The organism is Winogradskyella litoriviva, assembly GCF_013249065.1.
In the GTDB taxonomy this organism is placed as follows: domain Bacteria; phylum Bacteroidota; class Bacteroidia; order Flavobacteriales; family Flavobacteriaceae; genus Winogradskyella; species Winogradskyella litoriviva.
Genome location: NZ_JABRWQ010000007.1, coordinates 62,039 through 74,206, shown reverse-complemented (window position 1 = coordinate 74,206; position 12,168 = coordinate 62,039). Strand labels below are relative to the sequence as shown.

Here is a 12,168-nt window from a genome sequence, read left to right as displayed (position 1 = left end):
GAAAATTAGCTATTTGTAATTTTCTTAAACATCCAAAAGCCAACAACCAAGAACATTCCAAATCCCATAGTAAACAGCCAAGCTTCAGAGTGTTGAAATGGCGCTATAATTATGTTTATTATATCCATAAAAAGTATTTGAGGACCACTTATAATTTCCCAAGAATTGTACCTTAAGAAGCGACCTAAATAAACTCCAAATCCACATAAAAATAAAATAGTAGTTGTAATTGTTTTTACTGGAAGTTTTTCAAATTTAGACAATATAAGATTTTGCATATCAATTAACGATAAGTAAAATAAAAACAATCCACTCAAAGCAAAAGATAAAACCACTAAAATATCTAACCATAAAAAAGTATTGTTAGCGGTTCTTAAATGAATTAAATCGGTAACAATATATGGCGCATTTGGTAAAAAGGCTAACCAAACCAAAAGGCCAAATCCAAGCGTGAGTTTACTAACATTCTTTTTGGTGCTGAGATACATAGTTATTGCATAAGGAATGATAGCTAAGAAAACATTCCAAATTAAAAATAAGTAGAAAAAAGACTTATTCAATTTTATTCTTACCAATAATGAAATACCACTAAATAATAATGCCACACTTATTAATGATAAGGTTTTAAATTGCGATTGAATACTGTTTTTTATCATATTCATAATGTAATATTTTGAAGTGAATTATATCTCTTAATAGATTTCTCAACCATTAAAACCGTTACAATACCTAAGGTGTAAGCTACCAAATCAGTAAATTGAAACGTACTACCAAAAATGAGTTTTGCAGTATAACTATCTTGTAAGTTAAAATAGGCTAAGAAGGGTGTGAGTTGGAGAAATTCAATACCAAAAGCAATTATGAGGACGACTACGCTAGAGGCCCAAACACTCATGTTAGTGCATCCTCTAATAATTGCATATAATAAAATAACCACGAGATAATCGCCAAACGTATGACGAATAAATCCTGTTTTTAATGTAAAAGCAATAGCTAATTCAACCAGAAAAAGAAAGTGTGCTATGCCTATATAGTATTTGTTAAATTGAATTTTCATGATGTGATGTGTGCTTTATTTGATGGCTATTTTATCGCCTAAAAATTTTGGTTCTACATTAAATAATAAATCTAAACTCGCCTTTGTACGAGCTAAATATTCTCTTGCTGGTCGTTTATATACGTCTTTTGCGTTATAAGCAATGGCATCAATACCAAAGTGTTGTGCAATGTAAATAGCGCGTTCGTTATGAAATTTTTGAGAAATAATGGTAAGCGCATCTTGGCCAAATATTTCTTTAGCTCTCACCATAGAATCAAGCGTTCTAAAACCAGCATAATCTAAAAATATACGTTCTGCTGGAATGCCTTTTTCAATTAAATCGTTTTTAAAATCCGTAGGTTCATCATAGTCTTTATGGCTATTGTCTCCACTTACTAATATGTATTCAATTTTTCCTGCTTTGTATAGAGCAACAGCTGCTTCAACTCTGTGTTTATAAAATAGATTAATGTTACCACTAGGAGCCAAACGGCTTGCACCAAGTACGAGCCCAACTTTATTTTTTGGAATGCTGTCCACATCATTATAAGTAAGTCCTTTGGCTTTGTAAGTAATCCAATGAAAGGTAGCTAAGACACCAACGGCAACTAAAATACTTGCAAAAATTATTAGTTTTAGTTTCTTCATGCTATGTTGAGGTTGAGGGTTAATAATTCGTGTTTTGTAAAAATGGCATTTCTAAAATCTGAAATTGAAACATGTAATAATTTCTGATAATCGTAATGATGAAATGCATTTGCAGTCTTTCCTGTTTTAAAAGATTTGTAGTAATATTTATAATAATCTGGTAAAATAGCGATGCCCAAAATTATCGCGCCATACAAATACGGACTGCGTTTTCCGTTGCCATAGCAGAGGCATTGTAGTGCAATTTCATCTTCTACTTTAGTGCTGTAACCACAAAGTACATGGTAGCAATCGTGTCGTTCTACTTTTGGGATGAGTTCAAAATTATTTTCATCTAAAAAATCGCCTAAATGTCTTCCAAATGATGGTTTTGGATACTTTAATAAATCGGCTTTAGAAACTTGCCAAGGTTGATGATTTTTAAACATAGAGGTATAGATACGTTGCGAATGTTCAAATAGCCAAACGATGAGTTGTTTCCGCTTGTCTTTAAATATTTTCAATAGGTTATTCATGGTAATTTGGGTTGAGATTGTTCAATTGTATTAGAGACTGTACTATACTTTTTTTTACAATGATGTAATTTATAGTACCAAATAAGAAGCGATAAGAAGTGTACAGTTATAAAATAATACATAGCGAAATATGCCATATCTGAAGCTATTACCAATGTTATACTAATGCTAAAAAGTGAAATGATGTAATATGGAAATTTAGTCTGAAATACGTAGGGTTTGTCATTTGGATATTTAGAAAACCAAAACATACAAGAGATACTAAATCTTAAAAAGAAAAAGGTAATTCCACCACCAAGTAAAAAGGCAATAACTAGTAACGCAACCATCTTATTTGTAATTAAGTTTAAAATTATCGTATTGTAGTTCTTGCCAATTGTTTGTTCTTAATTGATAGACATACTTGTTGTATTTATCTTTTATCTTCTGTTCAGAATTGTAATCCAAGGTTTTTGAAGCCAGTTGTTCATTTAGCAGAATGGTATTGTTATTAGATAAATTATATAGATAGTTAAAGTCCATTGATTGTGCATAATTAAAGTTGTAATTGGTGATATGATAGTCCCAGTTTACTGTACTAGAAGCAACCAGAATAATAAAAGCAGCTTGTGTATTTACTCTAAATAAGTACCAGTTGTTTTTTAGTGAGCTAATTTTTAAAAGTGTAGAAACAAGACCAATTGTAGCTAAGATTAAATACACTAAAACGCCAATTCTTTTATACGTTAATCCAAAATAATAAATGTATTGGCTGTTTTTAAAAGCGATGCTTATTACAAGTAGAATGTTTAAAATTATCCAAGTATAGGCTAGTCGTTTTAAGGTTATGTTTTGTTCGTAAAAATTAAGGTTACCTCTAAAGACATAAAGTAAAATCATAATAGCAATAACAATTGAGCCGATTAAAGCATTGATGCCACTGTGTACTTGAGCCGAAAAAACAGAAGCTCTTAAGTCTAAGTCTGATGTTAAAAAAGCAACATCAGTAATGAGATACAATACAATTAAAGCGTTTAATAACGAAATAAGAATAACGCCAAGTTGGTTTTCTTGTTTTAATTTAGGAATTGAAAATGCATTTGTTTTTTGTAAACTGTTTTCGGTTTTTAAGTCTATTTCTGTCGCAGGTTCTACTTCAATTGGAGCATAAATATTGTGGAATAAATAATACCCTAAACCAGCCATAAGTATCCATTGAAAATTAATGAATCCAAAATCTATTTGTTCAATAATATTACTAAAAACGGGATTGCCTTCTTTGTAAAGTGCTATAAATGTTATAAGAATAACAGCAGGTATAATGGTGATTTTTGCCCAATGTAAATAGTCTATAGGTGGTTTTTGTACATTCTCCTTTTCAATATGTTTTGATTCTGTAATTGCAAAATTCCGATGAAACAAACCCGCAATGGTTGTATATAAACCATTAAGCCAATTAATATATATTGAAGATTTAGTTTCTGATAGATGGCCAATTAAAGTAAAAAAAGCAACCAAGTTTGCAATGACAGAAAGAGTAGAGCTATGAAAAAATATGGTTAAACCAGTAATAAGATACGCAGCCGAATAGATTTGAGTTTTTCTGTTTTTAAAATGCGTTTGATTATTAATAAACAGAATTGCGACGGTAAGAATACTAAATAGAAATAGGTTAAGTCCTATAGATTGGTCATAGAAGAAGGTGCTAAATAATAAGGCTGCGATAAAGAGTGCTAATTTTTTCATGTTTAATTATTTTAAAGTACTTTGTTTTTCAAAGTAAATGATTAAAAAAAAGCGACATACTAATTGTAGTCGAAATATTGGGTTTCGTTAATTTATGTGGTTGTAATGTTTAATTGTTTTATGTCTTGTTTATAGGCTGTTGGTAAAATGATGTCTTTTAAAATCCAATCGAGTTTAAGGCTTCTAAAAATTTTATAGATTGAAATTAATGGTTTTAATAGCGATACTTTTCTCAAATTAAGTAATGTTCTTACTGAATTTGGTAATAATAGAATCTGCGACTCTAATAATAAACGATACCTAAAAAGGCCTAAATGTTTTCGGTATTGCTTGTATAAGTCTTTAGTATAGTTTCCGTTTTTTAAATTTTCGTTTAAATGTTTATGTCTTTCAATTTCAAAATCAGAGTAGGTAAGTGGTAGATTTTTAATTCCCATTTTAGAGCCAACATTACCAAAAACGTTTAAAACGTCTTGTTTTTCTTCAGGTTGAAGTTCTCTTTCTAAAATTTCATAAGATCGAATAGAATAATCAATTAGCATGTACAAAACATCTTTATAAGCCCATTCCGGAATTTTTGCACCTCGATTATTTTCAACTGAAGTATGAATTTTATTGATACGATTTATAGCATTAATGGCTTCATCTTTTTTAGAAAACACAATGGCTTTAGCATAATTAACCGTAGAAAATAACCGTCCCAAAGGGTCAGATGGTAATTTGCCTGTAAAATAAAGCCAATCGACTGCTTTGTTTGTAGCAAACTCAGCAGAAGCACCAGCAAAAACCAAAAGAATGGTGTCGCTAGTTTCCCAGATTTCTCTAACTATGGAGTTGTTATGTACAAAGTTTTCCATTTTTTTGAGTGACTTATTAAGTCTTTTTAATTAATTTTTCAAGCGCTTCAATATGTTTTTTAAATTCTAATTTGCCCAGTTTAGTAGCACTATATCTGGTGTTTGGTTTTCTTCCAATAAATTGTTTTTCAACCAAAATATAGTCTGCTTTTTCTAAAGCTTTTGTATGGCTTGCCAAGTTGCCATCTGTGGCGCCTAACAATTCCTTTAGCATTTTAAAATCGGCATGCTCATTAACCATAAGTACAGACATAATGCCTAGTCGAATTCTGTGGTCAAAGAGTTTATTTATGTTTGTTATTATGCTCATGTTGTTTCCTGTAAAAATCAGGAATCTTATTTGTAAGGTTTATTAAATGTACTTTCAATTAAAATAGTATCATTTAAAACCGTTATGTTTATTTCATCCTCAATTTGATAACCGTTAGTGTAATATCCAAATGATTTAGAAACAATGGTGTTATTATCAGAGTTTTTAAATGTAATGAAATAACTGCCATCTGTTTTTGCTTCATTCATTACAATACTATGCTCAATATGTTCTCCTTTATCTAATTTAATAATCTGTTTTCTTGAATCTGGATTAATAGTTAGAGAATCTATATTAAAATCGCTTTTATTGGTAATAACAAATTTGCCTTTGTTAAAATGACAAGAAAAACAAAGCGTTACTGTAACTACGTAAAAAGCTAATTTTTGAAATGGTTTCATCATTTACTTTTTATTTTGTGTCGTATTTAAAATGCATCCAAGTGCCATAAATAATGTGCATAAATCCAAAACCTACAACCCAAAGCCAAAATCCATAACCAGGATATAAACTTGCTATTAAACCTAGTATAATTTGAATATAACCTAAATATTGAATGTCTCCAATACTATATTTTGAAGCGCTTACTAAAGCCAAACCATAAAATATTAGCATTAAGCCACCAGTTTGTCCGTATCTTCCTTGATTTAAAATTATCATGCAATAAATACCGCCAACCACTAAAGGAATTAAGAAATTTACTAGAAGTCGTTTAGAGGAGTTGTCCCACATTTTATCGCCATTCTTCTTGGCTTTTCTTGTGGTTAAAAATATGCCAGTAGCTGCACTAAAAAAAGCAACCAAGAATAATATAAGTATAACGGTTTCAAATACCCAACCATCTAATTTTAATGTACCATAACTATAAGTTGTAACTAACCAATATGTTGCAGCTGCACCAACTAAAGCATATATACCAGCGAGAACGCCAGATAAACCACTTAACGAAATAAATCTTGACGATTTATTCATCAAATTTTTAATCTCACTAATGTCTTTTAGATAATCTTTGTCACTCATAATTAAAGTACTTTGAGATACAAAGTAAAATAAAATATTTTAATTATTTACAATAAATTAAGAATTTATTTTTCTAGGACAATTTTGTATTTAAGTATTGATTTGCCTTCATAGTAGAGAATCAGTGAGGTTGGTCGCTTATTTAAGTAAGGTATATTTACTATAAATTCATTTCCGATTTTCTCAAATAAGAACCTTGTAGTTTTTTGTCCTTTAAAGGCATATGAATAAAATTTATCTTCATTAATATCATTGAATTTCAGCTGAATAGTACCCTTTTCTTTCACTTTTAATAAACCATTTGTTTTTTTACTTAGCTTTATTTCACTATCTATAAATGTATGATAGATTATTGGCAAGTGAAAAAAAGTAGATCTATCCATTGGCTTGTCTATTAATTGCCATTTTTCCTTTTCAGGAAAATGACTTAATATAAAAACTTCGGGATTTGTGAAAAAATAAGTGTCATTAAAATTAAATGTATTGGGAGAATTTAAAAGGTTGCCAGTAGACCAAGTAGCATCAATGAGTTGCCATTGGTTTTCAATCTTTACGGCATTCCAAGCATGGTTAGATGAGTTTCTAATTCTTCCTATTTCTCTATAAGATTGCTTTGATGAGCCACTTATAACTTCGCAGGTAATACCTAATTCGTTTAATGTAAATTTTAATAATTGTGAATACCCTTCACATACTGCTTTTTTCTTTTTAAGGCATTGTTCGGCATATTTAATCTCTTGTTTTAGTTGTTTTTCTTCGTATTCACTTTGGTTATCATATTTTATGCCTTTATAGGCAGATTCGTTTTTTTGAAACATTTCATAATCATAAGAAATATGATTAGCTATCCAATAATAAGCAGCTCTTGTTTTTTCAATTTCAGTTTTAAAATCACTATCAATTTTTTTTGCAAAACTTTCAATGGACTTAAATTTTGAAGGATAAAGCTTCACAATAGAATCTACCTTATGGTAGTCTTGAGCATTACATAAATGCGCAAAACATAAAAATAGGAGCAGTAAGACGTTTTTCATAAAGCTAAAGTAATCAAAAATAGTACCATTAATTTATGTTAAAAGTGAGACTCTAAAATTAGAAATCAACAATCGTTTTGACTTATTAACAAACATGATATTTGTCATCTTTTAGGGTACCTTGAACATTAATTTTGTAGTTCACTATTAATTATTTAAAATCTATTTTCGATATGAGCCAAACTGTTTCGCCCTTAAAATCATATACTTATAACGCTGTGTTAGAAGAGTGTTTACATTATTTTAATAACGATGAACTCGCTGCAACCACATGGATTAACAAGTATTGTTTAAAGGATAGGCAAGGTAATTTTCTTGAAAAATCACCAGATGACATGCATTTACGCATGGCAAAACAATTTGCTCGTGTTGAGCAAAAATATGAATTAAGACAGACGGTTTTAGATAACCTTTCAGCTTACGGAAAAAAAAGAAAATCGTTAGACGAAACTAAAATTTACAAACTTTTTAAAGATTTTAAATATGTTATTCCGCAAGGCAGTGTAATGTTTGGTTTAGGTAATGATCAAGTTATCGCTTCTTTGTCTAATTGTATTGTGGTACCATCTGTTTTAGATTCTTATGGAGGCGTTTGTTACACGGACGAGCAACTGGCACAATTATTTAAAAGACGCTGTGGTGTAGGCGTAGATTTATCAGAGTTAAGGCCTAAAGACGCGTTGGTTTCTAATGCTGCAGGTTCTACTACTGGAGCAGTTTCTTTTATGAATCGTTTTTCTAATACAACCCGAGAAGTTGCCCAGAACGGAAGACGAGGCGCATTAATGTTAACGCTAGATGTAAAACATCCAGATATTGAAGACTTTATTACTATAAAACAAGATTTAACTAAAATTACAGGAGCCAATATTTCTATTCGATTGTCAGATGAATTTATGCATGCCGTAGTTAATGATACTAAATTTACTCTACAATGGCCTATAGAAAGTAAAGACCCAAAATACACTAAGGAAATTGATGCTAAAGATCTTTGGGAGAAAATTATTACGTGTGCTCATAATACTGCAGAACCAGGATTAATTTTTTGGGATAGACAGCATCACTATTCTACATCTTCGGTTTATCCTGAATTTAAAAATAGTTCTACCAACCCTTGTTCTGAAATAGCTATGCAAGGAGGTGACAGTTGCCGTTTAATTGCGGTTAATTTATTCAGTTTTGTTGAACAACCTTTTACTAAAAAAGCAAAATTCAATTTTAAAAAATTCTACGAAGTTGTCTATGAAACACAGCGCCTTATGGACGATTTGGTAGATTTAGAATTAGAGGCTGTAGGTAGAATTTTAGATAAAATTAATTCTGATCCAGAACCAGATTTTATTAAAAGAACGGAAAAAGAAATCTGGAATTTATTGGCAGAAACAGGAAAAAAGGGAAGACGGACAGGTTTAGGTTTCACCGCTTTAGCAGATGCTATTGCAGCTTTGGGAATTAAATTTGATACAGATGAAGCCTTAACGGTTGTTGATGAAGTGATGAAAACCAAAATGACGGCCGAATTTGATAGTAGTATAGACATGGCAATCACCAGAGGTCAGTTTCAAGTGTTTAATAGAAATGTAGAAGATACCTCAGAATTTGTTCAAATGTTGGCAGTGGAGTTTCCCGATATTTATAAAAGAATGATGGAGCATGGACGTAGAAATATTTCTATAAGCACTGTAGCTCCTACAGGATCATTAAGTATGTTGGCACAAGTCTCTTCTGGTATTGAACCTGTGTTTTTATTGTCTTACGTAAGACGAAGAAAAGTAAATACTAATGATGAGAACTCAAAAGTTGATTTTATTGATGATTTAGGAGATGGCTTTGAAGAATTTACCGTGTATCATAAAAAGTATGAAACTTGGATGAATACAACTGGTAAAACTGAAATAGCAGACAGTCCGTATGCTGGAGCCACAGCACCAGAAATCGACTGGAAAAAGCGTGTAGAAATGCAAGCTTTAGTTCAAAAATATACTACGCATTCTATTAGTTCAACCATTAACTTGGCTTCTGATGTTACCGTAGATTTGGTAGGTGATATTTATGTAGATTCTTGGAAAAAAGGATTAAAAGGAATTACAGTATATAGAGATGGATCAAGAAGTGGTGTTTTAATTTCAACAAATGAAAAAACGAAAGAAGAAACAGTAACGTCTACTGAAACTTTAATTGCCAAGCGTCCTGATAGAATTGAAGCAGAATTGGTTCGTTTTCATAATGAATCTGAAAAATGGCTTGCTGTTATAGGTTTGGTAGATGGACGACCATATGAGATTTTTACAGGTAAAATGAAAGATGCCTTTAATTTACCTCAATGGGTAGAAAAAGGTTGGGTAATAAAGGGCCGAAATGAAGATGGTTCTTCGCGCTATGATTTTCAATACATAGATAGCGAAGGCTATAAAATTACTATAGAAGGCTTATCGCGCTCGTTTAATAAAGAATTTTGGAACTACGCAAAATTGATTTCTGGTGTGTTGCGTCATGGCATGCCAATTCCGTATGTGGTAGATTTAATTCAGAATTTAAATCTATACGATGATCATATTAATACATGGAAAAATGGTGTAGCTAGAGCTTTAAAACGTTTTGTGCCAGAAGGAACCGAAGCAATAGATAAAAAGTGTACCAATTGTGGTGATCCTGAAGGTTTAATTTTTGAAGAAGGTTGTTTAAAATGTAAAAGCTGTGGCTATTCTAAATGTGGGTAAAACTAAACTGCCAACGCAGAGTATTGCAGATTAAGCATAGTTAATCTCATTTATAAGATGAGTTAACCTATATAATAAACCGAAGACCTCTATGGTTTTTATAAAACCATAGAGGTCTTTTTTATAAAAAGTATAATCTTGAAAAACATAACAAAATATGCTTCAATAATTGCATTTGTATTGTCACTTTTAGGTCTATTCTATTTAATTAAAAACAATTTAATTATATCTAAAAATCTTCTGGCAATAGCCATTCAAAGTGCATCCGTTGTATTAATGATTTGGTCGAGAATAACATTTGGGATTAAAAGCTTTAATGCATCATCAAATACCATAAAAGAGAAACTGGTTACAAATGGACCATATAAATGGTTGAGACATCCTATTTATGCAGCAATTATTTATTTTTTTATAGGCTGTTTAATTGCTTACCCAAATATAAAAACGTTAATAGCAGTAATTGTCATAGTAATTTGTACCTATGTTAGAATGTTATTAGAAGAAAAAGAGTTATTGATTGCCTTTAAGGATTATGCTCAATATTCTAAAAAGGTAAAACGTATTATTCCTTTTGTTTTTTAGAAACAAATTATTTGCATGTTATTATTCTGTACTGTTAATTAAACGCCTAAACAATTACCAAAATCTGGACAGATACTAGGTAGTAAAATCCAAACATGAATAAAAAATAGTATAATAAAAAAAAGACCTATTAATAGTGAATGAACAATGTAAACTTCATCACCTTCTGGTTTAATTTTTGGCCATAACAATCCAAAAATACCTGTAACAAATAGTAGAAACGGAATACCTGAGAATAAAACACGAAATCTTAAACTAAAGTCGTTTTGTAAGCTTCCATAAAAAACAAAACCGATAATTAGTGATAGAATCAATAACATCCAATAAATTGTTTTAGTTGTATTATTTTTAATTTTAAGCATAACATTAATGTTTAAATTACTAATACATAAAAGTACTTTATAGTTGATATGTGCTAAATGATGCCGATCAGTTAAAAAGATTTTTAATGACAATTATTAATTCAAAATCAGTATTTTAGATATTATTTTAATACGCATTTTAAGATTATCCAATAAAGCGTTAACAACATAAATTAATATCAAAAGACTTGAATCCGGCTGAAGTACACATTCTTAAACAACCAGAACCTTATAAATCTATTTATTTGCATTTACAGATGTTAATTGAGCACACGTTGCCAGATGCAGAATTATTATACAAATGGAAACTGCCATGTTATTACATAGATAAACGCCCAATTTGCTACATTAATCAAAGTAAAGATTATGTAGATGTTGGCTTTTGGCACTCGGCACATTTATCTAAAAAATGGGATGCTTATTTGGTAACAGAAAAACGGAAGGTGGTAAAATCTTTGCGTTATAAAACGCTAAAGGATATAGATGATGCTGTTTTTATTTCAATATTAAAAGAGGTGGAAGGACTAAAAGGAAAAGGGTTTTATAAGAAAGGTTAGTTAGTAGTCTCAGATTTCAGTAAAAAATAATTAGTAAGAAGTGTAAAGTAAAAAGTGTAAATTTTTCTTCCTAAGTTTCAATATTATAGCAACAGTGGAATAAACTTTAAATTTTTTTGGAAAAGTGCTCAGAATTTATAGCGTAATTGTATTTCAATAAATCGAAGTAAATTCAGTAATATACTCTAAAGTAGCTGGTCTTTTTTAAAATTGGTTTTTCATAAATATTAATGATTTCGAAGTCTAGAATTTGCTTTAGATAATCTTTTATTTAAATTAATGCTAAAGGATAATCGATGATTCGATATTCCACTTATAGTGTTGTTGAAGCTAATGCCATAACCATAAGTAAGGTTAAACATACCACCAAAGCTTGCACCTAACTCTGGTAAAATTCTAAATTCTGATTTGTTATTCTGAAAATAGTTTAATGCACTTAATCTCATAGAGAAAAAAGTAATAGATATTTCGTAACCTAATTTTGGAGCAATTATAAAATCTTCGTTACTTTTTAAATTAGTTTCTAATCCGATTCTATAACCTTGAACGCCTACTACAGGAAAAAATTTAGGAGGAAATATATCACTTACTTCTCCAAGAATAATATTAAATTCAGTAAAAATTTCTTTCTGAACTAGAACGCCTGGCGAAAAAATGAATTCTAATTTAGTTGATTCTTTTGATGATTTAGTTTCTCCAGTTTGAGCAAAGCCAAAATTGCAAAATAATAATATGGAAATTATTAAAAGCTGTGTATTCTTCATTTTAACTTAATAATTATGTTGCTATTGGCTTAAAA

At 30.2% G+C, this 12,168-nt stretch carries 16 protein-coding genes; 3 read left to right on the top strand and 13 right to left on the bottom strand.

All coding sequences use genetic code 11. From position 1 onward, the window contains the following. Positions 1 to 5: 5 nt before the first annotated feature. From HNV10_RS15195 to HNV10_RS15145, 11 genes are all read right to left on the bottom strand, one after another. Positions 6 to 662: a DUF1361 domain-containing protein gene (locus HNV10_RS15195; RefSeq protein WP_173302249.1), complete on the bottom strand. Its 657-nt coding sequence runs from the start codon at positions 660 to 662 to the stop codon at positions 6 to 8. Then, complete coding sequence (locus tag HNV10_RS15190) at positions 659 to 1,057, bottom strand: ribosomal maturation YjgA family protein (RefSeq protein ID WP_173302248.1); 399 nt, start codon at positions 1,055 to 1,057, stop codon at positions 659 to 661. Before HNV10_RS15190 ends, HNV10_RS15195 begins: the two co-directional genes overlap by 4 nt. A 15-nt stretch (positions 1,058 to 1,072) precedes the next feature. After that, positions 1,073 to 1,687 (bottom strand): SanA/YdcF family protein, encoded by a 615-nt coding sequence (locus tag HNV10_RS15185; protein ID WP_173302247.1) that lies wholly within the window; start codon positions 1,685 to 1,687, stop codon positions 1,073 to 1,075. After that, on the bottom strand, positions 1,684 to 2,202 hold the full coding sequence (locus HNV10_RS15180) for a Coq4 family protein (protein ID WP_173302246.1): 519 nt from the start codon (positions 2,200 to 2,202) through the stop codon (positions 1,684 to 1,686). Before HNV10_RS15180 ends, HNV10_RS15185 begins: the two co-directional genes overlap by 4 nt. Continuing rightward, positions 2,199 to 2,531 (bottom strand): hypothetical protein, encoded by a 333-nt coding sequence (locus tag HNV10_RS15175; RefSeq protein ID WP_173302245.1) that lies wholly within the window; start codon positions 2,529 to 2,531, stop codon positions 2,199 to 2,201. The genes HNV10_RS15180 and HNV10_RS15175 overlap by 4 nt, the downstream gene beginning before the upstream one ends. A gap of 1 nt (position 2,532) precedes the next feature. Then, positions 2,533 to 3,927, bottom strand: a complete 1,395-nt coding sequence (locus tag HNV10_RS15170; RefSeq protein ID WP_173302244.1) for a DUF4153 domain-containing protein — start codon at positions 3,925 to 3,927, stop codon at positions 2,533 to 2,535. A 92-nt stretch (positions 3,928 to 4,019) separates the two neighbouring features. Beyond that, a complete protein-coding gene (locus tag HNV10_RS15165; RefSeq protein WP_173302243.1) occupies positions 4,020 to 4,784 on the bottom strand; it encodes an oxygenase MpaB family protein in 765 nt (254 codons plus the stop codon). Between the two features lie 16 nt (positions 4,785 to 4,800). Next, a complete protein-coding gene (locus HNV10_RS15160) occupies positions 4,801 to 5,094 on the bottom strand; it encodes a winged helix-turn-helix domain-containing protein (protein ID WP_173302242.1) in 294 nt (97 codons plus the stop codon). 26 nt (positions 5,095 to 5,120) lie between these two features. Continuing rightward, on the bottom strand, positions 5,121 to 5,498 hold the full coding sequence (locus tag HNV10_RS15155; protein WP_173302241.1) for a hypothetical protein: 378 nt from the start codon (positions 5,496 to 5,498) through the stop codon (positions 5,121 to 5,123). A 7-nt stretch (positions 5,499 to 5,505) separates the two neighbouring features. Next, positions 5,506 to 6,114: a hypothetical protein gene (locus HNV10_RS15150; protein ID WP_173302240.1), complete on the bottom strand. Its 609-nt coding sequence runs from the start codon at positions 6,112 to 6,114 to the stop codon at positions 5,506 to 5,508. 65 nt (positions 6,115 to 6,179) lie between these two features. Further along, on the bottom strand, positions 6,180 to 7,148 hold the full coding sequence (locus HNV10_RS15145; RefSeq protein ID WP_173302239.1) for a transglutaminase domain-containing protein: 969 nt from the start codon (positions 7,146 to 7,148) through the stop codon (positions 6,180 to 6,182). 173 nt (positions 7,149 to 7,321) lie between these two features. Here HNV10_RS15145 and HNV10_RS15140 point away from each other — a divergent pair, with 173 nt between their 5' ends. Together HNV10_RS15140 and HNV10_RS15135 are read left to right on the top strand one after the other, a co-directional pair. Further along, on the top strand, positions 7,322 to 9,868 hold the full coding sequence (locus HNV10_RS15140; protein ID WP_173302238.1) for an adenosylcobalamin-dependent ribonucleoside-diphosphate reductase: 2,547 nt from the start codon (positions 7,322 to 7,324) through the stop codon (positions 9,866 to 9,868). Between the two features lie 138 nt (positions 9,869 to 10,006). Further along, on the top strand, positions 10,007 to 10,450 hold the full coding sequence (locus tag HNV10_RS15135; RefSeq protein ID WP_173302237.1) for a methyltransferase family protein: 444 nt from the start codon (positions 10,007 to 10,009) through the stop codon (positions 10,448 to 10,450). Between the two features lie 38 nt (positions 10,451 to 10,488). Here HNV10_RS15135 and HNV10_RS15130 read toward each other — a convergent pair whose 3' ends face one another. Further along, on the bottom strand, positions 10,489 to 10,812 hold the full coding sequence (locus HNV10_RS15130; protein ID WP_173302236.1) for a hypothetical protein: 324 nt from the start codon (positions 10,810 to 10,812) through the stop codon (positions 10,489 to 10,491). A gap of 188 nt (positions 10,813 to 11,000) precedes the next feature. Between HNV10_RS15130 and HNV10_RS15125 the strand changes: the two genes are divergently transcribed. Continuing rightward, positions 11,001 to 11,369 (top strand): DUF1801 domain-containing protein, encoded by a 369-nt coding sequence (locus HNV10_RS15125; RefSeq protein ID WP_173302235.1) that lies wholly within the window; start codon positions 11,001 to 11,003, stop codon positions 11,367 to 11,369. 227 nt (positions 11,370 to 11,596) lie between these two features. On the opposite strand, the gene HNV10_RS15120 is transcribed toward HNV10_RS15125, so the two are convergent. After that, a complete protein-coding gene (locus HNV10_RS15120) occupies positions 11,597 to 12,133 on the bottom strand; it encodes a hypothetical protein (protein ID WP_173302234.1) in 537 nt (178 codons plus the stop codon). Positions 12,134 to 12,168 lie beyond the last annotated feature (35 nt).